Origin of the sequence: Litorimonas sp. WD9-15, assembly GCF_050271975.1 — a bacterium.
Lineage (GTDB): Bacteria > Pseudomonadota > Alphaproteobacteria > Caulobacterales > Maricaulaceae > Litorimonas.
Genome location: NZ_CP189850.1, coordinates 1,441,547 through 1,467,868, shown reverse-complemented (window position 1 = coordinate 1,467,868; position 26,322 = coordinate 1,441,547). Strand labels below are relative to the sequence as shown.

The following is a 26,322-nucleotide window of genomic DNA, read 5'->3' as shown; positions in this document are numbered from 1 at the left end:
CTACTTTTCCTTTGCCGCTAAGGGCGTATTTTTTGTATAAACAAAATAACTTATTTCAGGGGAACGAATTTCACGCATCACATAGACGGCATCATCTAGATTCAACATATAACGCGTCTCAATTTCGTTCTTCGCAATCTGTTCAGACACCGCCTCTTTTGCCAAATCAAAGTCTTGGCGATAGCCGTCAACATCGTCGTCAATTGCCATAATACCGCAATGCACAACTTTAGCATTACCAAGCTTACCGCTGGCCGTTACACCGAACCAACCATAGCCTTCGGGATAGGTGATATCCCAGGCTTTCACTTTTTTGACATTCGTTAGAAAATCATCAGGCGTTACGGCGTCTTTGATATCGCGATCCGCTTTGATAAATCCATCTGCCTCGAATTTAGCATTCAAGGCATTCAGGTCAGCGGAGCTATCACAAATCCTTAGAAAATCTTCAGTAATTTGAAAATCAGCTTCAGCAGCAAGCACAGCCGATGGAAAAAGAAGTATAATCACAAGACATGTGTGCTGAGTGAAAGAACGTAGCATCAAGACTACCCCTTCACCGCTGCAACGATTTTCTGCGCCGCGTCGTCCAGGTCATCCGCCGCAATGACGTTCAGACCTGAATTTCGGATAATTTCTTTACCCGCTTCGACATTCGTGCCTTCAAGGCGGACGACGAGGGGAACTTCGAGGCCAACTTCCTTGACCGCATCGACGGCGCCTTGGGCGATGATGTCACATTTCATGATGCCGCCGAAGATGTTGATGAGGATGCCTTCGACTTTGTCGTCTGACGTCAGGATTTTAAACGCCGCGACGATGTTCTCTTTCGTTGCACCGCCGCCCACATCGAGGAAGTTAGCAGGCTCTGCGCCGTAGAGCTTGATGATGTCCATTGTGGACATGGCCAAACCCGCACCGTTGACCATACAGCCAATGTTTCCGTCGAGGGCGACATAGGAGAGGTCGAATTTTTTAGCTTCGGTCTCTTTGCTGTCTTCCTCTGTGATGTCGCGCAGCTCTTGGATGTCTTTATGACGATAGAGTGCATTTTCATCGAAGCTAATTTTAGCATCGAGGCAGTGAAGACGCTGATCTTCGGTGACGATGAGCGGGTTAATTTCCAACATCGCCATGTCCTTCGCGAGGAAGCCTTCATAGAGGATCTTGCCGAGTTTTCCGGCCTGTTTCGCGAGGTCGCCTTTCAGCTCCAGCGCTTTGGACAATTTACGCCCGTGATGCGGCATGAAGCCCGTCGCGGGGTCGATGTCGAAATTAATCACTTTTTCCGGTGTGTCATGTGCGACGGCTTCGATATCCATACCGCCTTCGGTCGAGACGATGAAGGACACGCGGGATGTCTCGCGGTTGATAATGATGGAGAGATAGAGCTCGCGGTCAATGTCGGAGCCGTGTTCAATATAAAGACGGTTGACCTGTTTGCCGTGCTCGTCCGTTTGTTCAGTCACAAGATATTCGCCGAGCATTTCGCCCGCGTTTTTCACAACATCGTCGACAGAGAACGCGAGACGCACGCCGCCTTTGGCATCAGCCGGTGCACCGATAAATTTACCTTTACCGCGGCCGCCCGCATGGATTTGGGATTTGACGACCCAGAGCGGTCCGCCGAGTTTTTCGGCGGCGGCTTTCGCCTCTGACGCTTTGAAGATCGCGATGCCTTCGCTGACGGGGGCGCCGATGGATTTGAGGACAGCTTTGCCCTGATATTCGTGGATATTCATGGAGGTTCCATTTTGTGGAATTGATCGAATGTGGGGGCGTTATAACGTCCCCTGCACCCGTCGCAACCGTCCAGTCGTAACCTTTTATCAAGATTCGCATATAACGCCTATGCGAAGAAGAGCATCCACATTGTCCGCCCGGGCATGAAAGCGAAAAACCCGGGAATGAGGAGCGCGGCAAAATACATTGTCAGAACATGTCGGCGGTGGCGTTTCACATCGCCTTTGCGAATGGAGGAGATGATTTGATACATCCCGATAAAGGTGATTGGCACGAAAATATGAATCCAGGAGAAAGACCCGTCATTCAAGTCACGAATGAAAATCGCGGTTGTTGCCGTCGCGATCATCAGCAGGCCGAAAATTCGGCCTGCCAGTTTATGCGCCTTTGTTCCCTTACGCCGCATCAGGACATAGGCACCGAGGAAAAACGCCCCGATGGCGACCAGCATATGGATTTGAATGGCGAGGCTGGCTTGGGTGAAATATTCGATATTCATGATCATCTCCTTTTGGATGATCGCACTCAACCGATTCACTCGCCCTCACACCAGCGGGTTTACGCGAACCCACAGCTTCCCTTCGTGAACCGACTTGAAAAAAGACCTCCCGCCGTTCACGATACGTGAATGACAAGGCCAGAACTCCAGTAATGCCGCAGGTTTCCATACATCATATTTTAAAAGGCCTGCTCACCCCGCTTCTTGCGGGCGTCGTATTGGCCATCCTCGCGCCGTTCGGTACGAGTAGCTTTTCAGTTGCGTTCCGGTTGATCTATTGGATCGGCCTGACACTTGCGGGCGGTCTCGGCGCGATGGGGGCACATTTCATTTTAAGTCGGAAAGCGCCAGCCACATCCGTCTTGATTTGGGCCGGATTGCAATCCGCCGGCGCAACTCTGGCCGTCGCGCCATTTGTTTTTAATCTCCACACACATTCGGGTTTCGGCCCTATTCTCACGACCCTGTTTTACATCTGGGTTGTTGCAATTGTCATTACAGCTTTTGGGCAATTGGCGGGCCGCAGACATATCTCAACGGAGCCGGAGCCAAGTCGCCCCGCCCTCCTCGACCGCCTGCCAGCAAGTTTTCGTGATGCAACGCTCTACGCGATTAGTTCAGAGGATCATTATGTCCGCATTCACTCGGCAGCGGGCGAGCATATGCTGCTTATGCGGTTGACAGATGCGGAAGACCTTGCCGCGCCTCTGGTCGGGCTAAAACCACACCGCAGTTGGTGGGTCGCCGAAGCAGGCGTCGAATCGGTTACAAAATCCAGTGGAAAGACGATCATCCAAATCAAATCCGGCACAGTCGTCCCCGTCAGTCGCGAAGGCGCGAAACGTGTGAGAGAGGCCGGCTGGATTTAATCTTTCACTTGTTCGACTGTTTAACGGCCGCCTAGCGCACAAACCGTGAGTAAAAGACGACTCTCCTTAATTCAGGTCAATCATTTTGATATCTTCACCCGCCTCCAAGGTAAAAGCAGCCTCTTCAAATTCAGGCGCTGAAAAGGGATCAGACGCGTCATTTGAGAAATAATAATCCTCTGTCGGTATCCCAAAGGCCCCTATGTCCAGTTCGCCATTCCCGTTCTCATCGTGATAGAGTTTGAACGCATATTGCCCGGCGGCCAGGCCCTCAAAGACCACTTGCGTTTCAGGGCCATCAATTCTGACTTGCGCGTCCCGCAATGGCGCAGCCTCTTCATCAAAAGCGGCAGCGTCGGCATAAAGCGCGACCATCATCTGGCCCGTCGCCGCCTCATATCCCGTCACGTTTAAAACAAGTCGGGATATGTTTTGTGACATTGGCGAAGACTGCGATTCAGAGTGTTGCGCGACCGTAACGTCGGGCTGCGACGCCGCCGTCTGGCACCCCCCGAAACAGAAGCTGAGCGATAGAGTTGTGGCGAGAAAATTTAAGGTCTTAACATGTGTCATATTTTATCAACGTGTCAGGGGGCGGTTTGGTTTCAACCCCGCTGGTATTCTTTTTCAAAAAGAACCGCATCAGGTCGAAACAGACCGCAATTTCCACTTGCCCTTCCCGCCGGACAGATTTATCCGCGCCACACTTTTAAGAGAACAATCACGGCATGGACGGGTGGCTGAGTGGTTGAAAGCGCCGGATTCGAAATCCGGTATGGGTGCAAGCCCATCGGGGGTTCGAATCCCTTCCCGTCCTCCGGTTGCCTAGACCATCCCGCCATCGTCTCCTTCAAAATTCAGGATATCATCCGCGTCGAGGTCTTCGAGATCGAACCTGACGAGCCGTATGATTTCTTCCGTGGCTAAGGTCAGGACAGAGTCAGATCCGTCTTGAACGGCGCCGTCCAGTGCCGCTTGGATTTCAGCGTCTGAAAAATCTGATAGATCTAGCAAATCTGTATCGTCTTCGAAATCTTCAATAATCGTTATTCCGTCACCTAATCCGACAACGAAAATGTCTGCGCCCTCACCACCTGCTAGACTGTCCGTGCCCGCGTCGCCGGATAAGATGTCATCACCTGCATCACCCAGAAGTGTGTCATCGCCGCGGCCACCATTGACGATATTATTATCATCACCCGCTGTTATACGGTCATTGCCGTTGCCGCCGGATACAATATCTTCACCAGGTCCGCTGCGAATAGCGTCATTATTGGCGCCGCCATCTATAGTGTCGTTGCCCGCGCCTGTGAAAATTTTGTCATTACCGGAGTCACCGAAAACAACATTGTCACGGGTTCTACTTTGGATAGAGTCATCGCCTGATCCACCCCGCATGTAGTCATCACCCCTGCCGCCAAAGATGCGGTCATTTCCGGCTCCGCCCAAAATATAGTCATCACTGGCAGCGCCACTGATCGTATCATTACCGCCACGTGCGACGATTAGAGTATCTGGAAACGGTTCTCCGGTTACGATACCCGTGAAGACTTCAAGTACATTGTCCCATCATCCCCATATATACGGCTCTCAGCATCTCGAGGCTTAATGACATCACTCGATGGAGAAACGCCCGAAAATTCTACCAAGGCGGATGTGAAGGTCGGAATGTTTGCAATAAGGACATCGGGAGAAAATATCAGCGTTTCAAAAATTTCAAACTCAGGCCGATTAAATAAAAGCCAATAGTCTGCCAAAATGGAAGTCTGAAAGTCTGTTTTAAAATTTGTGGTGAAATCAACTTGCATTATTACGCTCCTAAAATGCTTGATTGACTATCTTAGATATGAGGCATCCCACAAGTTCCGAGCTTTTTTTATCCCTCTAGAAGTTAAAAACAAAAAACGGACCCGAAGGCCCGTTTGAATTTAAATGGTACGCGCAGCAGGATTTGAACCTGCGACCTGTCCATTATGAAGGGACGGCTCTAACCAACTGAGCTATACGCGCATCAGTAAAGTCGCCGTCTCAAAAGACTAATCCTTCAGCGACGGCTCCATTTCCTGGCAGTCCGCTATTATTTTCTTCACGGCATTGACCGACACCATGAACATCTCATGCTCGTCCTCGCGCAGTTTTAGCGGCATGACCCGTTCAATTCCGTCTGCACCGATCTGGGCCGGTGCGCCGACATAGAGGCCTTTGACATCGGCAATTTCGCCGTCGAGCATGACCGCGCAGGGTAGGATACGTTTCTTATCGCGCAGATAGCTGGTCGCCATTTCAATCGCGGATTCAGCCGGTGCGTAAAAGGCCGAACCATTGCCGAGCAATTTGACAATTTCGCCGCCGCCCTTGCGGGTGCGTTCAACGATGGCGTCAATCGCGGCCTGTGTGGTCCAGCCCATATCGATCAGGTCCGGCAGGTTCACACCGTTCACAGTGGAGTAACGCGTTAGCGGCACCATTGTATCGCCATGTCCGCCCAGCACCGCCGCATGGACGTCTTCAATGGAACATTCGAATTCATCGGCGAGGAAATAGCGGAACCGTGCACTGTCCAATACGCCAGCCATGCCGACAACCATATTGGTCGGAAGGCCGGAGAATTTCTGCAAGGCCCAAACCATCGCGTCGAGCGGATTCGTGATACAGATGACAAAGGCATTCGGCGCGTGAGCTTTAATGCCTTCAGCGACCTGTTTGATGACGCCGAGGTTTTTGCCGATCAGCTCGGAGCGGTCCATGCCGGGCTTACGCGGGAAACCCGCCGTGATGATGCAGACATCTGCGCCCGCGATATCGGCATAATCCGCCGTGCCGCGAATGGTGGAATCTTTACCGAAAACGGGGGCCGCCTCAGACAGGTCAAGCGCTTTACCCTTGGCCGTGCCTTCAAAGATATCGAACAGGACGATATCGCCGAGTTCTTCGCGAGCCGCGATGTGAGCCAGAGTTCCGCCGATCATACCGGCGCCGATAAGGGCGATTTTCGCGCGTGCCATAGAGAGTCTCCAATTAGGCGTTAAGTCTTGCGCGCCCCATAGCGGGCTGTGGCCACGGGGGCAATGGGTGCGAGACTCTCATTCCCGCATGGCAAGCGCAAAATACTGGCGGGTCGATGTCTCTAATTCGTAGAATCGAAAGGCGATGGATAAGGCACGCATTTTGTGTCCAGTGCCTGTTTATAGGATTTCTGACCGGCGGGCGGATTATAGGGTTTGACGGCGATGACACTCAGCATGTCATGGAGGAGCTGGTAGTCGCCTTCCGCTGTACCAATCGCCGCGACGCGTTTTTGCAATGTTGTGCAATCCTGCCCTGTCGGGCATCCATAATAGGTCGAGAATTTGAACGACTTATTCCCGCTCCAGTCATAAGAGTATTTGCCCGTGCGTTCGGCATAAAACGTCTCGTCTTCCGTCAGCTCATAATCATCACCATAGGAGATAATCTTAATCGCGGGGTTGGAGCCGTGATCATGGGTAATGGCGGGAATGGAGAGATTGAGTTCCAACATATCGCCTGCGCAATTATTGACACGGCGAATACCGTTCAAATGGGTATGACCGGACAGAATACTGACAATCTCGGAATTGGAACTTGCGACCAAATCGAGAAAGACCTTCTGCACCCAATCTCCGGACGCGCCGCTAATTTGACTGCCTGTATATTTCAGGTCCCGCGTCCAATTATAGGCGTAATCCGTGTGCCGCGTGTTCAACTCCGGTACGGTAAACCCATCCACACCTGCCGGAACATGCATCGCGATCATGACCTTTTCAGGTGGAGAGGCTTTTGAGGCCGCCTCCAATTGACCTGCCAGCCAATTCAGTTGCGCGTTCGAAGCGTCTTCCTGTGCAGAGGACCCCATACAGCCATTATAACCGCCTGTGAAAATCACCGTATTCATTGCTATAACGCGCAGTCCAACGTCACCTGCCACTGGTTTGCCCATCGGATAGACGGAATAATAGCCGTGGACCGCATCCTGACTGATAATATTCGCCTTGCCATTATAGACGGGCCATTCAGCCGGTTTTGATGCGAAGTCCAGAGGTGTCGTGTCCGCCCCGCCGGGATAATCCGCCCAGCTAAAGCTGCAATAATCGCCGCCCACCGTATCATTATTGCCCGGCATATAGAGAACGGGAATGGAGGTGCCTGAGACGATATTCGCCAAACCATCCAAGGTCGTTTTAAACTCGGACTTCCGGTTTGTCGGCGTGTCACAATGGGCGGGCAGATCGCCCGTATAGATCACGAAATCAGGTTGATGCGCCTTCACGAGTTTACCCGCCTGGGTCTGCGCCCCGTCCCAAAGCGCTTGATCTGTCTCGGTCATCCACCCGCAATATTGTTTCGAGTCGGCTTCCGTGCCGAAATGAATATCGGACAGCGCCATGAATTTGCCGGAGGACTGCGACGCGGCGGGTAAGGCACAGGCTGTCACGAGCAAGCTTACAGTTAATGCGACTGCCCATTGCCGGAAGACGGATTTTGGATATCTGGTAAAAAGAAGTTTCATATTGCGCCCCGTATATCAGACCGGAATTGGTCGATGCGTTTCATCTTTATAACACATTTCGAGTTTAGCAAATATGGAAGAGAGCGGATTTCCGGCATAGCCTTCACCGCCCCTGCCCGCTAAAGACGCGCTTATGTCACATAACACTTTCGGACACTTATTCCGCTTCACAACATGGGGCGAGAGCCACGGCCCGGCCATTGGCTGTGTTGTTGACGGCTGTCCGCCGCGCATTCCCCTGACGGAAAGCGATATTCAGGCCTTCCTCGATCAACGCAAACCCGGCACGTCGCGCTTTGTCACCCAACGCAAGGAACCCGATGCTGTGAAAATTCTCTCGGGTGTGTTTGAAGGCCAGACAACGGGGACCCCGATCTCGCTCTTGATTGAGAACACAGACCAACGCTCGCGGGATTATTCCGAGATCAAAGACCGCTACCGCCCCGGCCATGCGGATCTGACCTATGACGCGAAATACGGCATTCGGGATTACCGCGGCGGCGGACGGAGTTCGGCGCGGGAGACTGCGAACCGTGTCGCGGCGGGGGCCATTGCACGCAAAGTTCTCGGCGAAAATATTCAAATTCGCGGCTGTGTTGTCTCTATTGGCGATCAAGATATTGATCCCGCAAACTGGGATTGGGATGTGGTCAGTCAGAACCCGTTCTGGTGCCCTGACGCAAAAGCCGCCAAAGAGTGGGAGTCCTATCTCGACGCGGTGCGCAAGGACGGCAATTCAGTCGGCGCCGTCATCCATGTCGAAGCGACAGGCGTTCCCGCTGGTTGGGGCGCACCCGTTTACGGAAAACTCGACAGCGATCTCGCCATGGGGCTGATGTCTATTAATGCGGCCAAGGGTGTCGAAATCGGCGCAGGTTTTGCGGCCGCCCGCTGGTCAGGTGTCCAGAACGCCGATGAAATCCGGATGAAAGACGGACAGGCCGATTTCCAGAGCAATCATTCCGGCGGAATACTTGGCGGAATTTCTAATGGCGATACAGTCACGGCTCGCCTCGCCATTAAGCCGACCTCCTCCATGCTCACGGAAGTGAAATCCATAGACGCCAAAGGCAATGAAATCGACGTGAGAACCAAAGGCCGCCACGACCCCTGTGTCGGCATCCGCGCCGTCCCCGTCGCTGAGGCTATGATGGCCGTAACGCTGGCGGATCACATGCTCCGCCATCGTGGGCAGGTTGGCGCATAGGGCGACTGCATAGCAGAGGCTGGACGTCACACGCTAAGACCGTTAGCGGGGAGGCATGTCATATCTCCTCGCTCTATTGGTCCTCATTCTCGTGCTCTTTACCTATCTTTATCTTCGCAGCCGCAAACTTGCAGGGGCTGATCTCAGTGAATTTGATCGCGAGGTTGCGCCCTTTGCCGTCGCCAAGCCGTCCAAAGCGCTGGACGATTTGAACCAATATATCCGCGAGATGTTTGGTGGGCCGGGCGTGTCTGCCACGGCGAGATCCGGTTGGGAGGCGAAACGGGAGCGGTTCGATACGGCCGGGTTGGCCCGTACAGACTTAAAAGCCGAGTACCGCCCTGCTGAAATTGACGTCGATGGTAACACGATGACGGGCAGTTGGACGTTAGTCGAAGGCTATGACCCCGATAAACGCATTCTCTATATGCATGGCGGCGCGTTTACTGTTGGGTCCGACATTAGCCACCGCCCACTCTCTGTGGCTTTGGCGAAACGCACAAAAGCCGCTGTCTTCGTCCCGAATTACCGTCTCATGCCGGAAAATTCCCGTCGTGATACGATCACGGATTCGCGCGTTGCCTATGATTGGGTGTTGGAAAATGGCCCTGACGGTCCGGCCAAAGCCAAATCTCTGGCTCTTGGCGGGGACAGTGCAGGCGGTAATTTGGCACTGATGCTCTCGAACTGGTCCCGTGAAAACGCGGCAAGGAAACCTGATGCGGTCATCGCGTTCTCTCCGGGTGTGGACGGCACATTGTCTTCCCCATCCCTGAAATCGAATCTGGAAACAGATTTAATGTTGAAGCCGCTTTTGGGTAAACTCATGAAAATCCCGCGCATCATTCTGCTGCCCGCCATGAAGCGCCATTCCGGTATGAACCCTGCAGACCCGGATCAATCGCCCATCTTTGATGACCTCTCGAACCTCCCGCCCACGCTCATTCTCGCGGCGCAAGAGGAAGTCCTGTATGATGACGGGGCGCGCTATACGGCGAAAATGGAAGCCGCAGGGTCATCCGCTACCTTCCAAAACTGGGCGGGCGGCTTACCGCATGTCTGGCCGATTTTCGACGATAAAATCCCCGAGGCCAATCAGGCCTTGGATGGTGTCGGTGATTTTTTGAACGCGCATTTAAACGGCTAAAGACACTTAATTTTATCTGAACTGAGAATGAATTTTGAAATCAGGGTTGGTTCAAATCCACTCTCCTAAATAGGTTTCATCGGACGGGCATCTTCCCAACCGTAGCCTAGACAGGAGAAACCTGATGACCAAAACTAAAACAGTCAAAACGGCCCTCGCTGCAGTCACGCTGGCTGCGGCAACATTCGCCCTCCCCGCCACTGCTTTCGCTGGCAATTCCTATAACAAGAATTGCGCCGATACAGAAAACGCCATTCTTGGCGGTGTCGTCGGCGGCTCTCTCGGCACAGTGATCGGCGAAGAAATCGCCGGCCGCGGTGACAAGACCGAAGGCGCCATCCTCGGTGCGATTATCGGCGGCATCGCCGGTGCAGCTATCGGTGACGGCGCAAATGATTGCGAGAAAACCGACAAGCGCTACCGGACGACAAACCAGTACCCGACCCGCACGACTTACGGCAACAACAATGCCCGGGTCCAAACCGTCGGACATAAAAGCCACCGTCGCCACACGACGCATAATGATTACGGTTATAACCGTGGCTATCGCGTCGACCCGCTGGAGCGTGTCAAACGCGAGATTGAGCGGACCCGTTATGAAGGTGATCGTCTGAAGCGCGAGCTGAAATATTCCCGTGGATATCGTCCGGACCTGCGTCGTGCGATTGAGGCCAATGGCTACCGCCTGGATCAATTGAAGCGCGAGAAGCGACGGATCAAGAAATACGGCGCCGGTCGGAATGATTACCGCCGCACGGATTACCGCCGCGACGACTATCGCCAGCAAACCCGTCGCGGTCACTATCACGGCTCCTCGCGGAACCTGTGTTATGACGGACATTAGAGCCACCGGGTCTTGTCCCTAACGGGACCTGGTGGACCTCCAAAAACTTCCCGCTTGGGGAGCCTTCCAGTGGACCTAATAGCCCGGCCTGCATCTCGTAGGTCGGGCTTTTTCATTTGCGATTCCCGTGACAGGCGAAGGTTTTTGGGAACACCCTTGAATTTATGCTAGAGTAAAACCGAATGCGGCGCGAGACTTGCACATAAGCAGGCCAAACCGAAAAATGGTGGGATCGTCGGAATTTTCGGCTCCCTCAAAGACAAATCCGTTTCAGAAGACGGGTTGGCACGACAGGAGCCTGAAGACATGAAATTTTTACTTTCGACAGCCGCCATTGCGACAGTGGCCTTTTTCCCCGCGACGGCGTCCGCCCAACTGATTGGCGGCCTCGACAACAATACAGTCCTGGGCGGCACGGTTGGGGCAGGCCTTGGCAGTGTCATCGGCTCCCAAGTCGCACCGTCCGGCAATCGCACAGAAGGCGCGGCCATTGGTGCACTGGCAGGCGGTTTGGCAGGCGCAGCCTACGGCAATTCGCAATCAAGTTATTACGGCAACCCTTATGCCGGACAGTTTAACCCGGGTTTTAACGGACGCAATCTGGCGGGAACCGCGATTGGTGCCGGTCTTGGCGGCGCGATTGGGTCCAATCTTGCAGGCTCAGGCCAGCGCGAAGAAGGCACGGCGATTGGTGCAGTCCTTGGCGGCCTCGCCGGATATTCGCTCTCTAACCGCAGCGCAAATGGACGGTCCAATGCACGCTATAGCGGCGGTCCCGTTTACGGTGCACCCGCGCCTTATGGTGCTTATGGCGGCGGATATGCAGCGCCTGCTGCAAATTATAATGTAACCCTGCCCGGCACATATCGCGGACAAGCTTACCGTGGCGCGCCTGCCCATGCGCCTGCGCCGCAATATGTCCCCGGTGGCTATGTGGCAGGTCCGGTCATTCCCGTCACAACCTACACGACGCCGCGCGTGCAGCCGGTACAAACCCGCGTCATCCGCCAGCGTATTCGCGTCGAGCCGGAGATCGTTCGTCGCGAGCGTGTGGTTGTTGATCAGCCCTGCCCGTCCGGGACAACACAACAATCCGATGGGTCCTGCCTCAGTGCGCCACGTGTTGTACGGGCGCCAGCGCCAACAGTTATTCCCTCAAGCTGTCCCACAGGCACAACGGATATGGGCAATGGGACCTGTCAGGAACCTGCCCGCACAATCTTAGGCGCAGCCCCGATTGTTATTCCACAGAGCTGCCCCGCAGGCACAACGGACCTCGGAAACGGCACTTGCCAAGAACCTCCGAAAACAGTCATGGGCGCAGCTCCTATTGTCATTCCCGCCACTTGCCCCGCCGGAACGACGGATATGGGCAATGGCACATGTCAGGAACCCGCGAAAACAGTGATGGGTGCGGCGCCGATTGTTATCCCTTCCGCCTGTCCCGCGGGCACAACAGATCTCGGCAACGGGACCTGTCAGGAACCGCCCAAGACGATTCTCGGCAGCGCACCGATCGTCGTCAACCAAGCCTGTCCCGCGGGTACAACCGATCTGGGTAATGGTACCTGCGAAGCGCCGGTCCGCATTGTTGAGCAGGCACCGGTTTATGTTCCGTCTACACCTGTCACACCGACATGTCCGACTGGCACCTATTATAACGGCTCTGTTTGTTTGGATGAGAGCCCTGCCGTTATCATTGAGGAAACCATAACAGGCGGAGAGTATTGCTATGGCGACGGAAAAAGGATGTATGATGAAACTGGGCGCGTTATTCCAGGTTACCGCCACGATGCGGCGACCTGTAAAAACCCCCACTAAAGTACAATCGGGCTGAACCGAAAGTTCGCGGGACGGGCTACCCCACATTGTCCTAACGCGTGCAGAGCGCTCCGTCGAAAGGCGGGGCGTTTTTCGCATGTAAACGGGACTCAGTTCCGGATTTGCAAAATCCACCACTTTTTGTCATACGTTTATAAGTCATTAAGACTAGGTACAGCTCAACGTCTGTAGGGAGACGGTACCATCCAGAACGCACGGCAGTGTTATATCTGCCGTTTTGGACGAAAGGACCCTGTTATGCGTTTTTCCACGACTTTTAAATCAGCCGCGATTATCATGGCGGCCACCGCCGTCAGCTTTGCCGCGCCCGCCTCAGCCCATGATAATGGCTATCAACACCGTCACCAAAGTAATGGCGATGACCAACTACTCGGCGGGGCGATTGGTGCCATTGCAGGCGGCGTCCTCGGCAGCCAGCTTGCCGGCAATGGCGCACGTACGGAAGGCTCCGTCCTTGGCGCTGTGATTGGGGGTGTCGCAGGCGCAGCGATTGCCAGCGACGGCAGCAGCAACCGCGGCTATCACAGTAATGGTGGTTACTACCAGACCCAGCATCGCGGCGGTTATTACAACCCGCAAACGGGTTACTATAATAATGGCGGCTATTATCAGCAGCCCGCACAAACCTATTATAATCAGGGTTATGCGCCGCAGGGATATTATAATTACCCAACGCGGACTTATACGACGACGACTTATCGCGCGCCGTCTTATTCCTATCACCGTCCGGCCTATAATCCCTATTACCGCGCCCCGCGCACGGGGATTTCGATTAATATTAATACGGGCAATCGTGGATATCGGAATCGGGGATATCGCAATCGCGGATATTCAAACCGCAACTTACGACATCGTAACCGCGGACATCAGCGTCATTATCGACGCCGTGGCCACTAGGCTCTCTAGACCCCGCTTTTTCAGCGGGGTTTTTATGGGCGCCGTGCGTGAAGCAGGTATTCCGTATTGCCGGACCCGCCCTTGATCGGCGAGAGGTCGGTCGCAACCACCCGCCAGCCCTGCGCAATGGTCCAGCGTTTCACATCGTCCAGCGCACGTAGACCAAGCTCTTCGGTTTTGACGAGGCCGCCTTTGCCAAGACCAACTTTCCCGACTTCGAATTGCGGCTTCACGAGGGTGATGAGGTCTGCGGTCGGTGCAGCCAAACGCAGGGGGATTTCGAGGACCTTCATCGCGGAAATAAAACTCGCATCACACACGACAATATCCGGCGCAGGATCAAAGTCAGTCGGAGAGAGCGTGCGGGCGTCCCGCCCTTCCATAGAGAGAATGTGCGGTTCGCCGTGTAAATCACGGTGCAACTGTCCATGGCCGACATCCACGGCATAGACTTTGGACGCCCCGCGCGAGACGAGGACTTGCGAAAAGCCGCCTGTTGAGGATCCAACGTCCAGCCCCGTCCGCCCCATCACATCTACGCCAAATGTTTTCAGCGCATGGTCCAGTTTCATCCCCCCCCGTGAGACCCAAGGATGTTCCCGTCCTGCAGAAACAGACGCGCCCTCCGCAATCTTCTCGGACGGCTTTTTGAGCGTGCGTCCATTCACAATAACTAAGCCGGCCTTAATCGCCGCCTGCGCCCGCGCACGGGAGTCGTAATGTTTGTGAAGGGTCAGATATTGGTCAGCACGCATGGGGAGATATCAAACAGTACTTTCCTTCTCCCATAGAGGGAGGGTTTATTAAGCCAATCCCTGCATTCCGGCCACATCACGGCCAATGACCTCGAACACTTTTTCAACAATGGCATCTGCATCCAGTCCGGCTTGCTTATACATCAGGGCGGGGCTGTCTTGGTCGATATATAGATCGGGAAGGGTCATGGTGCGGATTTTGACGCCATTATCCAGGCGTCCGGCATCGGCCAGAGCGTGGAGACAGAACGCGCCGAACCCGCCCACAGATCCCTCTTCAATCGTTATGAGGACTTCATGTTCATCTGCGAGACGGCAGAGCAGGTCTGTGTCGAGCGGCTTAGCAAACCGCGCATCCGCGACCGTGGTCGACAGGCCGAGTGTTTCGAGTTGTTCCGCCGCTGCCATCGCTTCCGCGAGACGTGTCCCATAGGAAAATATAGCGACACGGGTGCCTTCACGTAAAATTCGACCTTTGCCGATTTCGAGCGGTTGCGGGTTGGGATCAATCCCGATGCCTGTGGCTTCACCGCGCGCATATCGGAACCCTGTCGGACCGTCATCGCGGGCGACCGCCGTTGCGACCATCCGCGCGAGCTCGTTTTCATCCGCAGCCGCCATAAGGACCATATTCGGCAGGCAGCCGAGATAGGCAATATCAAACGCACCCGCATGGGTTGGGCCATCTGCCCCGACGAGGCCCGCCCGGTCCATCGCGAAACGCACGGGCAGATTTTGCAGCGCAATATCATGCACAACTTGGTCATAACCGCGTTGCAGGAAGGTCGAATAAATCGCGCAGAACGGTTTGTACCCATCCGCCGCGAGGCCGCCCGCAAAAGTCACGGCATGTTGTTCGGCGATGCCGACATCGAACATACGGTCAGGGAAGACCTGTCCGAATTCTTTCATGCCCGTCCCGCCCGGCATGGCCGCCGTGATACCGACAATTTTGTCGTCCTTGCGCGCCTCTGAAATCAGGCTCTCGGCGAAGACTTTGGTATAGCTCGGCGCATTGGCTTTGGCTTTAGACTGTTCACCCGTGACGACGTTGAATTTCGAGACGCCGTGATATTTATCGGCGGAGTTCTCGGCGGGGGCGTAGCCCTTCCCCTTTTGCGTGACCACGTGAATGAGGACCGGGCCCTCCTTCATCTTCTTCACATTTTCCAAAACAGGGACGAGCGCATCAAGGTCATGTCCGTCCACGGGTCCGACATAATAGAAGCCGAGTTCTTCGAACCACGTTCCGCCCATAAACATACCGCGCGTATATTCTTCGGCGCGTTTGGCGGTCGTCTTAATCGGGCGCGGGGCATTGGCGATGGCGGATTTCGCGGCAGAGCGGAGCGTTTGATAACCGCCACTGCTAACTGTGCGGGAGAGGAGATGGCTCATCGCACCGACAGGCGGGGCAATAGACATATCATTATCGTTCAGGATGACAATCTGGCGCGAATCCGTGGCGCCCGCATTGTTCATGGCTTCATAGGCCATACCCGCCGTGATGGACCCGTCGCCGATCACCGAGATGATGTGATTATTCCGACCATCCAGATCGCGGGCCGTGGCAAAGCCCATCCCTGCGGAAATCGAGGTCGAGCTATGTGCTGCGCCAAAGGGATCATACTCAGATTCTGCGCGTTTCGTGAAACCGGACAGGCCACCGCCCTTGCGCAGGGTGCGGATCCGGTCGCGACGTCCCGTCAGGACTTTATGCGGGTAACATTGATGGCCCACGTCCCAGATCAGCTTGTCATCCGGCGTATCGAACACCGCATGAATGGCGACGGTCAACTCGACCACGCCCAGACCCGCGCCCAAATGCCCGCCCGTAACAGAGACGGCATCGATGACCTCTGTGCGGACTTCATCGGCGAGTTGCTTGAGCTGGTCGCGCGAAAAGCCTTTCATATCGGCCGGAATTTTGACGGTATCGAGAAGCGGTGTTTTAGACATATTATCCTCGGGCATGCGCCCTAAAATCCTTGTTCGCGGCTTAGTGCTGACGTTCCAACACAAAGTCCACAGTCTCGCGCAAAGTTTGCGCATCTTTACCCCAGGGTTCAAGGTGATTCATCGCCCGTTCGCCCAAGTCCTGCGCCCGCTTTCGCGCACCTTCGAGGCCTAAAATAGATACGAATGTGGCCTTTCCTAGATTTGCATCTTTGCCGACGGCCTTGCCCACAGTCTCCGCATCGCCTGTCACATCGAGGATATCGTCCTGAATCTGAAAAGCGAGCCCCATGTCAGTTGCATAGCCGGACAGCGCGGCAAGCTGCTCTGCACTTGCGCCTGAGACATATCCTCCCGCCCGCACGGCAAAATCAATTAACGCGCCGGTTTTCATGGCTTGAAGTTCCGTGATGAGGGCCTCATCGCGTTCGCCCTCGGCGACAGTAATATCAACAACCTGTCCGCCAATCATACCGGACATACCGCCGGAAATGGCAAGTTCTGTTACGAGTGTTGCACGGATGAGCGGGTCTATGTCCAGTTCGCCGAGAATACCGAAACTCCGCGTGAGCAGCGCATCCCCCGCAAGGACGGCAATCGCCTCGTCATAAGCTTTATGCACAGTCGGCTTCCCGCGACGTAGATCATCATCATCCATACAGGGCAGATCGTCATGGACGAGACTGTAGACGTGGAGACATTCCAGCGCACAGCCGACGGTCAGCGCCGCCTCAATGTCACCGCCCAACATGCGGGCGGTTTCCACGACGAGGAACGGGCGCAGACGTTTCCCCCCACCCAGCGCAGCGTAACGCGCGGCGTCATAGATCACGGATTGATGGCCGGTGGGTTGCGGAAGAAGTTGGTCCAGACGCGACTCAACCAGAGTCGCGACCTCGCGCAAACGCGTCGGGAAATCAGGTGTTGTAGAGTTAGAGAGAGCGGCGAGTGGCATTAATTATCGAACGCTTCCGTACTCGCCGCGCCCTTCCCGTCCAGGACGATTTTCTCGACCTTCATCTGCGCGGATTTCAGCTTGCCTTCGCAATGCGCTTTCAACTTTGCGCCGCGTTGATAGATGTCGATAGATTCCTCTAACGGGGCATCGCCTCGCTCGAGGCGGTCCACGATCCCTTCGAGTTCTTTGAGGGCGTCCTCGAAACTCATATCTTTTATGTCACTCATTTTGTCGTCCTGACCATCTTGCGGTGATTCCAATGGAGATCACCATTTTGCGACGCGCATTTCCACCCCTGCTTCATCAAAGATCCCTTGACCATGCGGTTAAACCACCCGTGACCGGAGACATAAACGACTTTTCCGCCCGCTGCCGCGTCACCCAGCGTTTTCGCGGCGGCGTTCGCGCGCGCGCGGGCTGTGCCGTGGCTCTCCATACCGTCGGACCAGCCGATAAACCAGACGACGCGCGACCACGTCCCCCAACTTTTAGGGCGGAGTTTCAGCGGGATTGGCGGCGATGGCAGTGGGGCCTCAACAAGATCCGCTAAAATCACATCCGGTTCCCGCCCTGCAGCCAGTCGCAGAGATTCGATCGCACGACGCAGGGGAGACGAATAAAAGACATCTGCTTTCTCTGCCCACTTCCTGACCTTTTTCGGGACCTTCTGATTGGGCACAATCCCACCTTCGTCATATCGCGCCCACCAGTCGCGATATTCGCGCGAGCTGAGACGGACCTTGCGCGAGAGCGCAGGCTTTCCGTGACGGACAAGTATGATAACGTCTTCGGACATAAGGTGCGATACAGGCAGTTTGTCGCAGAGACTAGAGTTTTTCCATCCAACGACCCTTGGGCGGGCAATAAAATTCGAGATCGCGGTCACAACGTTTAAAGCTGAACATCATTCGGTCAGCGCGGCCCATGACATTATTCATCGGGACAACACCCAGCCCGATACGCGACCGGCTATCCGTGGAATTATCCCGGCCATCCCCCATGAAGAACAGGTGCTCGTCCGGAACAATAAAGGCCTCTGTGTCATCCAGATTTCCGCGATCTGTTTGCTCGTATATCAGGAACACGTCCTCTGATCCCGGCAAAGACTGTTCATAGACATCTACTTTGACCTGACGCTGTCTCGGATGATCAAGATAAACACGGGTCTCGACCTTGTTACGCGCGACAAGCTCATCGTTGATATAGAGCTGTCCACGCCGCATCTGAATCTTATCTCCCGGTAGCCCAATCGTGCGCTTAATCATCACCATGCCCGTTTTGTGATTGCGGAAGACAACGATGTCCCCGCGTTCGGGTAAGCGAGAAAAGATACGACCCTCCGGCAGGGGCAAGTTGTGCAAGAGATAAGGCAGCGAATGTTTAGAATAGCCATAGGCGAATTTCGAGACATAGAGATGATCGCCGACTTCTAATGTCGGCTGCATCGACTCGCTCGGGATTTTGAAATGGCCCCAGACAAGTGTGAGAAAGGCAATGATGACGGCAAAGAGTTTTGCGAAGAATTTGAACTCACTCCACAGCCATTGGCCCGGTGAGGGTTTCTCCTCAACGTCTGCCTCTTCTGTCTCAGGATTTTCAATCTTTTCTGACATGACGTGGATGTGCGCGATGGTCCCAACGCTTTCAACTATATTTTGCGGTTGGAACCCCCTAAATAGGACCAGAAGGATATACGCCATGAAACACATTTTCGTCAGCTTTACCGCCCTCGCCCTCACGGCCTGTGCCACGCCGCCTGTCCTGGATGTCGCGCAAGCGCCTGCCGGGCAATATGTATTGGACCCGAGCCACACATCCGTCACGTGGTCGCTCTCTCATGCGGGCCTGTCCTTTTACACGGCGCGGTTTGATGATGTGACGGGAACCTTAGATTTTAATCCTGACAGGCCGACAGCCAGTAAGATGGACATTCGCATCGACCCGATGAGTGTCTCAACAGGTGACCCGGACTGGGACGAGACCCTCGCCACATCCGGCAATTATTTCGACGCGGACACCTATCCGGATATTAGATTTGCCGTGACCTCATCCACTCAGGAAACAGCGACGACGGGTACTGTCACAGGTAATTTGACCCTGCGCGGCGTCACCAAGCCCGTGACATTGGACGTGATCTATAATGGGGCAGGCAAGAGTTTCGGCAATCCCGGGAAGACATTGGGTTTCTCCGCGACGGGGACATTTAACCGCTCGGATTGGGGGATGGATTATCTCATCACGCTCGCCAATATTGGCGATGAAATCACGCTGCGGATAGAAACAGAATTTAACGAAGCGCAATGACGGACTATGCGGATATCAATGAAACGCTAAGTTCCGGCGGTGTCTTATTGCTGCCGACGGAAACCGTTTACGGCCTCGCCTGTGTGGCCGCCGACACGGCTGCCGTGGATAAAATCTACGCGGTTAAGGGGCGTGATTTCGAGAAGCCCCTCGCCGTTTGCGTCAAGGATTTGGCCGAGGCTGAAACACTCGGCCTCTTGGATGAAGCGGCGCGGGAACTCGCCATCCGGCATTGGCCTGGCAGCTTGACACTTGTGGTCAAAGCCCGCCCTGAAATAGTCTTGGACCCACGCTGTCTTTCAGGGCGCGGGCAAGATGTCACGATTGCCCTACGCTGTCCCGAAGCAGCATGGCGCGAGAGTTTAAACGGCCCTCTCGCCCTGACGAGTGCCAATCGCTCAGGACAACCGGATTGTGTCAATTACGAGAGCGCTATGGCTGAATTTGATGGGGAATTAGATGGCGCACTGATGTCCGATACTCCGCTCTCAGGGGCCCCATCGACAATCGTTTCGGTTATGGGGGCTGACTTCAAAATTCTTCGCCAAGGCACCCTCGCCGTCACAGAGATAAACTCATGAGTGCAGGCATCGAAGCCCTGAAAGCCGCCCTGCCGGACGGTGCGTGGACGCAGGATATGGACCTTATCGATCCGCATCTGCGCGAATGGCGGGATAAATATTTCGGCACAACGCCGCTCATGCTGACCCCGCGTATGACAGAAGAAGTCGCCAGTGCCGTCAAAATCTGCGCTGCGCATAAGCTCGCAATTATGCCACAGGGCGGGAATACCGGACTCGTCGGCGGGAATACACCGCAGGGCGAAGTCCTCCTCAGCCTCAAGAAAATGAACGCCATTCGCGACATCAACACAACTGCAAACGCGATGACCGTCGAAGCCGGCGCAACGCTGCAATCCGTATTAGACGCGGCGGATGAGGCGAGCCGCAAATTCCCCCTTACACTGTCCAGTCAGGGCAGTTGCACGATTGGCGGGGTCCTCTCGACCAATGCGGGCGGGAACCATGTTCTAAAATATGGAACCACAAAAGAATTGGTCTTTGGCGTCGAAGCCGTATTGGCGGATGGGTCGATTTTCAACGGACTGACCAGCCTTCGTAAGGATAATACAGGTTATGACCTGAACCGTCTCTTCCTCGGCGCGGAAGGGACGCTCGGCATTATCACGGCGGCGACGCTGAAGCTTTTCCCTAAGCCCGGCTATGTGCAACGCGCCCTGCTCGGCCTCGATAGCGCGGCGACAGCAGTGTCCCTACTCGAAGATTTCCGCGCGGGCGGGCGCCTCGCCATGTTCGAGGTTATGCCGTCTATTGGCTATCGCGCCGTCGTCGATAATTTCGATATGGTCCGCGATCCTTTTGCAGATCAACATGCGTGGTACCTTCTTTGTGATTGGGAAGTCGAAAGCCCCGAAGACGGCATGGCGGTTGCGGAACGGGTCATTGGCAAAGCCTTTGAGGACGGCCACGTCCAAGATGCCGTCATCTCGCAAAATGAAACACAGGCCGCGGATATTCTCTCCATCCGTGAACATATGTCGGCGGGTCAGAAATTTCTTGGCGGGTCAATTAAACACGATATTACTGTGCCAATTGACTGCATTCCGGAATTTTTCAAACAAGCCGACGCCGCCATGCAACGCGTCGTCCCCGGCTGCCGTCCCGTAGGGTTTGGGCATTTTGGTGACGGAAACATTCACTACAATATCGCCCAGCCGGAGGACGCGGACCGTGAGGCCTTCCTGAAAAATTGGGACGCGCTCAGCCAACCCATCTTCGATATTGTCGACGCGCTGGGCGGGTCGATTTCCGCCGAACACGGGATCGGAATCATGAAACGCGAGGACCTGGCGGAGCGCGCCTCACCCGTGAAGATGAAACTACTCCGCGCCGTCAAAGAGGCTCTGGACCCGGACAGGATCATGAACCCGCGGGTTATGGTCTGACAAAACTGTGAACAATTGAGACTCGCAATATTGAGTCATCCTTCCTAGTTATATCTCTCAACCAACCCACGGATACAGACGGCATCCCGCTGTCGATCTCATGAGGAGGCCACTATGCTGACCTTACTTTCCCCTGCCAAGAAAATGAATATGGACCCGGCCGAGACCGATGTCCCCAAAACCCGTCCGCGTTTTGAGGCGGACACGCGCGAGCTGGCAAAGCTCGCCAAAACAAAAACACCCGCCGATCTTAAAGCCTTGATGCATATTTCGGACAATCTCGCCAATTTAAACGCGGAGCGGTTCCAAGCCTTTAATTTGGATGGTAAATCCAACTCGGCCAAATCCGCAGGTCTTGCCTTTGACGGCGATGTATATTGGGGATTAGAGGCAAAAACATTGTCTGACGATGATTTGGAATATGCGCAAGACCGCGTACGAATCCTCTCCGGCCTCTATGGCATTCTCCGCCCGATGGACCTCATCCAACCCTACCGTTTGGAGATGGGGACGAAGTTTGAGAATGATCGCGGCAAGAACCTCTACGCCTTTTGGAAAGACACGCTCGCCCCGTCCCTGAATGCGGAACTCGCGGAGCATGAAGACGGTACGATCGTCAATCTGGCCTCCAACGAATATTTCAAGGCCGCAAATACGAAAGCCTTAAATGCCCCGATTATCTCTGCCAAATTCATGGAAGAGAAGGACGGCAAATCCCGTCCCATCCAATATTACACGAAATTTGGACGGGGCCTGATGACGCGTTGGATCGTGCAAAACCGCGTGGACCGTGCCGAAGGCCTGAAAGACTTTGACTTGGAAGGGTATAAGTTTGATCCCAAGCGTTCAGACGCAGACACGCTAATCTTCGCAAGGCCACAGCCTCCAAAGAAGAGTTAAGAATAAGAGAGCCAATATTTTGAAAGATAACCTGTCGAATTTCGAGCAGACGAAAGCTGACAGCCCGTTGAAATATACGCTCACCGATTGGTGGGCGGTTATCAAACGCACATTTTTCGCGTCTCAATATGACAATGTCACCGTTATCGCGGCGGGTGTCGCATTTTTTTCCCTGCTTGCCGTCTTTCCGCTCATTTCTGCGGCACTTTCAATTTTTTCCTATTTTGCCAATCCCGGGAATGTGGACGGTATTACACAAACGGTTGCCTCACTCATGCCGGGCGAAGCTTATAAAATTATCGAAGACCAAATTTCGAGTGTTTTAAATGCGGATCGCAGCAGTATCAGCCTCGGCATTATAATTTCAATCCTGCTGGCCTTCTTTGCCGCCGGTGCCGGAATCCGTGCGATGATGCGGGCGATGAATGTCGCCTATGAAGAGGTCGAGTCGCGAAATATTCTGATCTTCTATCTCTATGCGGCCTTGATGACGCTGGGCAGTCTCGTCTTTGTCTGGCTCTCACTCTTTGTCATTATCGGCATTCCTACCGCGCTCGCCTTTCTGCGTTTAAACGGGATTGAGGATGTCACGGCACGCGTGCTGCCATGGATCCTGCTCATAATCGTGTTCTGTTTTGCGTGTGGGGTTATGTACCGCTTTGGCCCGTCCCGACGTCCGGCCCGCAAACGCTGGATTTATCCCGGCATTGTCTTTGCCATGATCAGTTGGATGATCATGAGTTACGGCTTTTCCAAATTCGTGCAGTATTTCGGGAATTATAACGAGACGTTTGGCGGCATTGCCTCCGTCATTATTCTCCTCGTTTGGCTCTGGCTTACGGCGACTGTTATTATTGTCGGCGCGCAATTAAATTCTGAACTTGAACGTCAAACCATTGTCGACACAACGCGGGGACCGGCCCGACCGCTCGGCTCACGGGGCGCGGTCATGGCCGATTTCGTTGCGAAACTCACACGCCGCAAGGATGCGATGATCGAAGTTTCAAATCCGGAAGGCCCCGAAGGTACCGATATGACCGTCGCCACACCACCGCAAGTTCCCGGTCCAACAGCTGACGGCACGTCTACAACAAATTAAACATTTACGGCTGGACGCACCAAGTCAGGATTGTCATTACGCGCATTTCCAACGGCGGCGCCAATCTCATAATGACCAAGGTCTCTTGCGCCTAATTTCGTCTCTAAAATAAGGTCAGGGTTAGCATTGGCGTCCAGCCAGTTATCCCAGTTCTCCTCGGGCAATCGCACCGGCATCCGGTGATGTAGGTGTTTGATATCACCCGTCGCGGCTGTCGTCAGGATCGTGCAGGAGAGCAGCTCTATCCCCTCATCCACGCGCCAATGGTCCCATAATCCGGCCATCGCGAAAATCTCTTCGCCGACCTTGTCCGAATCCTCAAAAATGAAATGCGGTTGCTTAACCTCTTTTCCGTTTGGCATCTCAATGCGTTCCCATTCATACCATCCGGTTGTCGGGATCAGGGCGCGACGTCTCTTATAAGGCGTGCGGAAACTCGGCTTGTCCTTCGCCGTCTCCACCCGCGCATTAAACATCGGACGTCCCTCCGGCGGTTCCTTTCGCCAAGACGGGTGCAGGCCCCAGCGCATGGGGACAACGGCCCGCTCTCCCGCGCCGTTCAAAGCGATGACGGGCACGACAGTGGCGGGTGCGATATTATATTTCGGCTCCCAATCCCAAAGCCCTTCCGAGCTTTTTTTCGCCCCAAAGCGGGCCGCAATTTCGGCCAAGTTCCCCGCTAATGTGTAACGTCCGCACATGGGGTCGCTATAAGCGGCAAGAGCGCGTAAGGGAATTGAGGATGAGTATTGTACGAAAAAATTGTGTGGGCGTTGTCTGTATCAAGGAAGATTCTGTCCTGTTGATCCAACGCGGCACCGCCCCGCGAAAGGGCGAGTGGTCCATTCCCGGCGGGCGGATAGAACCGGGCGAAACGGAAGCCGAGGCTTCATTGCGTGAACTGTCCGAGGAGACGGATGTCACGGCTGAACTGCTGACAAAAATCACAGTCCTGAATGCGGATTTTGAAGGCTTCCAGTACCGCCTACATGACTATCTCGCGCGGTGGACTGGTGGTGAACCGCGGGCCGGAGATGACGCGGCTCAGGCTCGCTTTGTCCCGCTGAGTGAGATTGACGCGCTCGGCATGTGGCCGGAAACTGTGCGGGTTATTCGCGAGGGTTATGCGAAAATGGCTTTGTTTTCCGGACAGGCTGCGTAAATTGAACCTGTGAAACAGTGGTTTGCATATCTCGCGATGGGTTTGGCCTTACTCGCCGCGCCCGCTTATGCGCAGGATGCCAGCGCGGAGAAGCCGTTGACGGAACGTGAAAAGCGCGCCGCCGCTGCGAAAGCCCGTGAAGCGGCCGAGCTCCGCGTCGAAGAAGACATGGTCACAATGACCAGCCTCGTCGAAGCCCTATCTAAAAATCTCGGCCAAATTCATTATCTGCGGACGCTTTGTTTCGGTCCAAATGATCAGAAATGGCGCGACTATGCCACCAATATGATGGACATCGAATCGGATGGCGATGACGAACGCAAACGTCAACTCGTCCGCGCCTTTAATGCCGGGTATTATAAGGAACAGGAACGTCACGACGCCTGTTCCAATCAAGTCTCCGTCGATGTTGCGGCCTTGGCTGAAAATGGGCGTCACATCGCCTCAATGCTCGGCGATCCATACCGGGAGCAGTAAATGGCTGTACAATTCCTCATCCCCCTTGCCGTGGGCGCATTGGTCCTCGCAGGCTGTACAAAAGCGGTGACGGAGGTCAGAAAATCCCGTCCATTGGCGACGTTGGAAGGCAGCGAATGGAGCCCGCTCACCCCCGGTGCGACAGAGCAATTCGTGGCATTTAAAGCAGGCGGCGACATTGCCGGAAACGGAGGCTGCAATAATTTCTTCGGTCAATATACGCAGGACGGCCCAAAACTCACGATTGGCGCCCTGGCTAGTACGAAGAAAATGTGCGCCACCGGTATGGAAGACGAAGCCGCCTTTATGAAAAACCTCCAAGACACACGTCGCGCCGAAGCCACACATAAATCGCTGACCCTTTACGGGGCGGAGGACAATATTCTTATGGAGTTAAAACGGCGCGATTGGGATTAGTCTAGGAGGGTATCAGTCTACTCTTCCGCGAATCCATAACTCAATTGCACGCCGTCAATAGGCGGGTTTGGATATCTGGTTTCAACGGTTTTGACATCGCCCGCTGCGATTGTGCCCGTTTCAACATACCATTCCGCAACGGCTTCCCCGCTGCGGTTATGCAGGCGGAAGCCGAGATAAGAGGCGAGTTTTGTGTCACCCGTTAGGTTTTTAATGGATGTTTTCACGAAGAGCACGGGCTCACCCTCAACTAAAAGCGTTTCCGTTTCGGGTGATGCGATATCCAAACCACCCTGTTTCACGGGAATGCCGAGACTTTGATAGACACTTGCGGCAATCGGTGTGCGGTTCACGATGTCCTGCCGTTTGACAAAGGCGAGGATCGCCGCCGCGATAAGGATAGCAATCGTGACCGCCCAGATCAGGAAGATGACCCGTTTGCGGCGCTTCAGCTTTTCTGCATCAGCACGGTCCCGTAGAGCAATATGAGCCCCAGCAGGGGCGACGTCACCAAAAGCCAACTCCGCCTGCGGGTCGGGCGTGATTTCGATTTCAGGCTCAATCAAAACGGTTTGGTTATCCTCAAGCGCCAGCGCATCCGGATCAACCGTCTCTGCCGCCGCAAACCAAGTTGTTTCGCATTTGGCACAGCGCACCGTCCTACCATTCGGGCCAATTGACCCCTCTTTCGCGATATAACGAGTGGAACATTCGGGACAGGTCAGTATCATAGAGTTTCAAACGTTTCGCGA

30 protein-coding genes and 2 tRNA genes are annotated in these 26,322 nt (G+C 54.6%); 15 read left to right on the top strand and 17 right to left on the bottom strand.

All coding sequences use genetic code 11. The annotated features are described in order from the left end of the window. The 3 genes from ACP9M6_RS06720 to ACP9M6_RS06710 all read right to left on the bottom strand — a co-directional run bounded on the left by ACP9M6_RS06720 (position 1) and on the right by ACP9M6_RS06710 (position 2,242). Complete coding sequence (locus tag ACP9M6_RS06720) at positions 1–543, bottom strand: hypothetical protein (protein WP_427454647.1); 543 nt, start codon at positions 541–543, stop codon at positions 1–3. Between the two features lie 5 nt (positions 544–548). After that, entirely contained in the window at positions 549–1,742 is a 1,194-nt protein-coding gene (sucC, locus tag ACP9M6_RS06715) for an ADP-forming succinate--CoA ligase subunit beta (protein ID WP_427454646.1), read from the bottom strand. Positions 1,743–1,849: 107 nt separating this feature from the next. Next, a complete protein-coding gene (locus tag ACP9M6_RS06710) occupies positions 1,850–2,242 on the bottom strand; it encodes a DUF2306 domain-containing protein (protein ID WP_427454645.1) in 393 nt (130 codons plus the stop codon). 152 nt (positions 2,243–2,394) lie between these two features. Here ACP9M6_RS06710 and ACP9M6_RS06705 point away from each other — a divergent pair, with 152 nt between their 5' ends. Further along, entirely contained in the window at positions 2,395–3,111 is a 717-nt protein-coding gene (locus ACP9M6_RS06705) for a LytTR family DNA-binding domain-containing protein (protein ID WP_427454644.1), read from the top strand. A gap of 66 nt (positions 3,112–3,177) precedes the next feature. Here the strand turns inward: ACP9M6_RS06705 and ACP9M6_RS06700 are convergent, their stop codons facing one another. Next, complete coding sequence (locus ACP9M6_RS06700) at positions 3,178–3,552, bottom strand: DUF2141 domain-containing protein (RefSeq protein WP_427454643.1); 375 nt, start codon at positions 3,550–3,552, stop codon at positions 3,178–3,180. Between the two features lie 289 nt (positions 3,553–3,841). Here ACP9M6_RS06700 and ACP9M6_RS06695 point away from each other — a divergent pair. Beyond that, positions 3,842–3,928: transfer RNA gene (locus tag ACP9M6_RS06695), tRNA-Ser, on the top strand. A gap of 8 nt (positions 3,929–3,936) precedes the next feature. On the opposite strand, the gene ACP9M6_RS06690 is transcribed toward ACP9M6_RS06695, so the two are convergent. The 5 genes from ACP9M6_RS06690 to ACP9M6_RS06670 all read right to left on the bottom strand — a co-directional run bounded on the left by ACP9M6_RS06690 (position 3,937) and on the right by ACP9M6_RS06670 (position 7,639). Further along, the gene (locus tag ACP9M6_RS06690) at positions 3,937–4,560 is read right to left on the bottom strand and encodes a calcium-binding protein (RefSeq protein ID WP_427454642.1); all 624 of its coding nucleotides are present in this window, start codon (positions 4,558–4,560) and stop codon (positions 3,937–3,939) included. 83 nt (positions 4,561–4,643) lie between these two features. Continuing rightward, the gene (locus ACP9M6_RS06685) at positions 4,644–4,919 is read right to left on the bottom strand and encodes a hypothetical protein (protein WP_427454641.1); all 276 of its coding nucleotides are present in this window, start codon (positions 4,917–4,919) and stop codon (positions 4,644–4,646) included. 125 nt (positions 4,920–5,044) lie between these two features. After that, positions 5,045–5,121 (bottom strand) — tRNA-Met (locus ACP9M6_RS06680). A 26-nt stretch (positions 5,122–5,147) separates the two neighbouring features. Continuing rightward, the gene (mdh, locus tag ACP9M6_RS06675; RefSeq protein ID WP_427454640.1) at positions 5,148–6,116 is read right to left on the bottom strand and encodes a malate dehydrogenase; all 969 of its coding nucleotides are present in this window, start codon (positions 6,114–6,116) and stop codon (positions 5,148–5,150) included. A gap of 122 nt (positions 6,117–6,238) precedes the next feature. Continuing rightward, complete coding sequence (locus ACP9M6_RS06670; RefSeq protein WP_427454639.1) at positions 6,239–7,639, bottom strand: metallophosphoesterase; 1,401 nt, start codon at positions 7,637–7,639, stop codon at positions 6,239–6,241. 133 nt (positions 7,640–7,772) lie between these two features. On the opposite strand from ACP9M6_RS06670, the gene aroC reads away from it, so the two are divergent. The 5 genes from aroC (at position 7,773) to ACP9M6_RS06645 (ending at position 13,576) form a co-directional block, all read left to right on the top strand. Next, positions 7,773–8,846, top strand: coding sequence for a chorismate synthase (aroC, locus tag ACP9M6_RS06665; protein ID WP_427454638.1), 1,074 nt, complete (start codon positions 7,773–7,775; stop codon positions 8,844–8,846). Between the two features lie 55 nt (positions 8,847–8,901). Further along, positions 8,902–9,993 carry an alpha/beta hydrolase gene (locus ACP9M6_RS06660; protein ID WP_427454637.1) on the top strand — a complete coding sequence of 364 codons (1,092 nt, stop codon included), beginning with the start codon at positions 8,902–8,904 and terminating at the stop codon, positions 9,991–9,993. A 124-nt stretch (positions 9,994–10,117) separates the two neighbouring features. After that, positions 10,118–10,837 carry a hypothetical protein gene (locus ACP9M6_RS06655; protein WP_427454636.1) on the top strand — a complete coding sequence of 240 codons (720 nt, stop codon included), beginning with the start codon at positions 10,118–10,120 and terminating at the stop codon, positions 10,835–10,837. 306 nt (positions 10,838–11,143) lie between these two features. Continuing rightward, the gene (locus ACP9M6_RS06650; RefSeq protein ID WP_427454635.1) at positions 11,144–12,658 is read left to right on the top strand and encodes a YMGG-like glycine zipper-containing protein; all 1,515 of its coding nucleotides are present in this window, start codon (positions 11,144–11,146) and stop codon (positions 12,656–12,658) included. A 258-nt stretch (positions 12,659–12,916) separates the two neighbouring features. Further along, positions 12,917–13,576, top strand: coding sequence for a glycine zipper 2TM domain-containing protein (locus tag ACP9M6_RS06645; RefSeq protein ID WP_427454634.1), 660 nt, complete (start codon positions 12,917–12,919; stop codon positions 13,574–13,576). Between the two features lie 32 nt (positions 13,577–13,608). On the opposite strand, the gene ACP9M6_RS06640 is transcribed toward ACP9M6_RS06645, so the two are convergent. The 6 genes from ACP9M6_RS06640 to lepB are packed head-to-tail and all read right to left on the bottom strand — an operon-like array spanning position 13,609 to position 18,858. Beyond that, on the bottom strand, positions 13,609–14,331 hold the full coding sequence (locus tag ACP9M6_RS06640) for a TlyA family RNA methyltransferase (protein WP_427454633.1): 723 nt from the start codon (positions 14,329–14,331) through the stop codon (positions 13,609–13,611). A gap of 48 nt (positions 14,332–14,379) precedes the next feature. After that, the gene (gene dxs, locus ACP9M6_RS06635; RefSeq protein WP_427454632.1) at positions 14,380–16,305 is read right to left on the bottom strand and encodes a 1-deoxy-D-xylulose-5-phosphate synthase; all 1,926 of its coding nucleotides are present in this window, start codon (positions 16,303–16,305) and stop codon (positions 14,380–14,382) included. 25 nt (positions 16,306–16,330) lie between these two features. Continuing rightward, on the bottom strand, positions 16,331–17,242 hold the full coding sequence (locus ACP9M6_RS06630; protein ID WP_427454631.1) for a polyprenyl synthetase family protein: 912 nt from the start codon (positions 17,240–17,242) through the stop codon (positions 16,331–16,333). Further along, complete coding sequence (locus tag ACP9M6_RS06625) at positions 17,242–17,472, bottom strand: exodeoxyribonuclease VII small subunit (protein WP_427454630.1); 231 nt, start codon at positions 17,470–17,472, stop codon at positions 17,242–17,244. Before ACP9M6_RS06625 ends, ACP9M6_RS06630 begins: the two co-directional genes overlap by 1 nt. Further along, positions 17,469–18,041, bottom strand: a complete 573-nt coding sequence (locus ACP9M6_RS06620) for a histidine phosphatase family protein (protein ID WP_427454629.1) — start codon at positions 18,039–18,041, stop codon at positions 17,469–17,471. The genes ACP9M6_RS06625 and ACP9M6_RS06620 overlap by 4 nt, the downstream gene beginning before the upstream one ends. A gap of 31 nt (positions 18,042–18,072) precedes the next feature. Next, the gene (gene lepB / locus ACP9M6_RS06615) at positions 18,073–18,858 is read right to left on the bottom strand and encodes a signal peptidase I (RefSeq protein WP_427454628.1); all 786 of its coding nucleotides are present in this window, start codon (positions 18,856–18,858) and stop codon (positions 18,073–18,075) included. A gap of 85 nt (positions 18,859–18,943) precedes the next feature. Here lepB and ACP9M6_RS06610 point away from each other — a divergent pair, with 85 nt between their 5' ends. The 5 genes from ACP9M6_RS06610 to ACP9M6_RS06590 all read left to right on the top strand — a co-directional run bounded on the left by ACP9M6_RS06610 (position 18,944) and on the right by ACP9M6_RS06590 (position 23,514). After that, positions 18,944–19,549 (top strand): YceI family protein, encoded by a 606-nt coding sequence (locus ACP9M6_RS06610; protein ID WP_427454627.1) that lies wholly within the window; start codon positions 18,944–18,946, stop codon positions 19,547–19,549. Further along, entirely contained in the window at positions 19,546–20,130 is a 585-nt protein-coding gene (locus ACP9M6_RS06605) for an L-threonylcarbamoyladenylate synthase (RefSeq protein WP_427454626.1), read from the top strand. Before ACP9M6_RS06610 ends, ACP9M6_RS06605 begins: the two co-directional genes overlap by 4 nt. Then, positions 20,127–21,515: an FAD-binding oxidoreductase gene (locus ACP9M6_RS06600; RefSeq protein ID WP_427454625.1), complete on the top strand. Its 1,389-nt coding sequence runs from the start codon at positions 20,127–20,129 to the stop codon at positions 21,513–21,515. Before ACP9M6_RS06605 ends, ACP9M6_RS06600 begins: the two co-directional genes overlap by 4 nt. A 114-nt stretch (positions 21,516–21,629) precedes the next feature. Continuing rightward, a complete protein-coding gene (gene yaaA, locus ACP9M6_RS06595) occupies positions 21,630–22,415 on the top strand; it encodes a peroxide stress protein YaaA (RefSeq protein WP_427454624.1) in 786 nt (261 codons plus the stop codon). 19 nt (positions 22,416–22,434) lie between these two features. After that, a complete protein-coding gene (locus tag ACP9M6_RS06590; protein WP_427454623.1) occupies positions 22,435–23,514 on the top strand; it encodes a YihY/virulence factor BrkB family protein in 1,080 nt (359 codons plus the stop codon). Here ACP9M6_RS06590 and ACP9M6_RS06585 read toward each other — a convergent pair. Further along, the gene (locus ACP9M6_RS06585) at positions 23,511–24,215 is read right to left on the bottom strand and encodes an SOS response-associated peptidase (protein WP_427454622.1); all 705 of its coding nucleotides are present in this window, start codon (positions 24,213–24,215) and stop codon (positions 23,511–23,513) included. The genes ACP9M6_RS06590 and ACP9M6_RS06585 overlap by 4 nt on opposite strands. 41 nt (positions 24,216–24,256) lie before the next feature. Here ACP9M6_RS06585 and ACP9M6_RS06580 point away from each other — a divergent pair, with 41 nt between their 5' ends. Genes ACP9M6_RS06580 through ACP9M6_RS06570 form a run of 3 tightly spaced genes read left to right on the top strand, consistent with a single transcriptional unit; the run spans position 24,257 to position 25,570 of the window. Continuing rightward, on the top strand, positions 24,257–24,676 hold the full coding sequence (locus tag ACP9M6_RS06580; protein WP_427454621.1) for an NUDIX hydrolase: 420 nt from the start codon (positions 24,257–24,259) through the stop codon (positions 24,674–24,676). Positions 24,677–24,685: 9 nt separating this feature from the next. Beyond that, entirely contained in the window at positions 24,686–25,153 is a 468-nt protein-coding gene (locus ACP9M6_RS06575) for a TIGR02301 family protein (protein ID WP_427454620.1), read from the top strand. After that, on the top strand, positions 25,154–25,570 hold the full coding sequence (locus ACP9M6_RS06570; RefSeq protein ID WP_427454619.1) for an META domain-containing protein: 417 nt from the start codon (positions 25,154–25,156) through the stop codon (positions 25,568–25,570). Positions 25,571–25,587: 17 nt separating this feature from the next. Here the strand turns inward: ACP9M6_RS06570 and ACP9M6_RS06565 are convergent, their stop codons facing one another. After that, entirely contained in the window at positions 25,588–26,301 is a 714-nt protein-coding gene (locus ACP9M6_RS06565) for an MJ0042-type zinc finger domain-containing protein (RefSeq protein ID WP_427454618.1), read from the bottom strand. Positions 26,302–26,322: the final 21 nt, after the last annotated feature.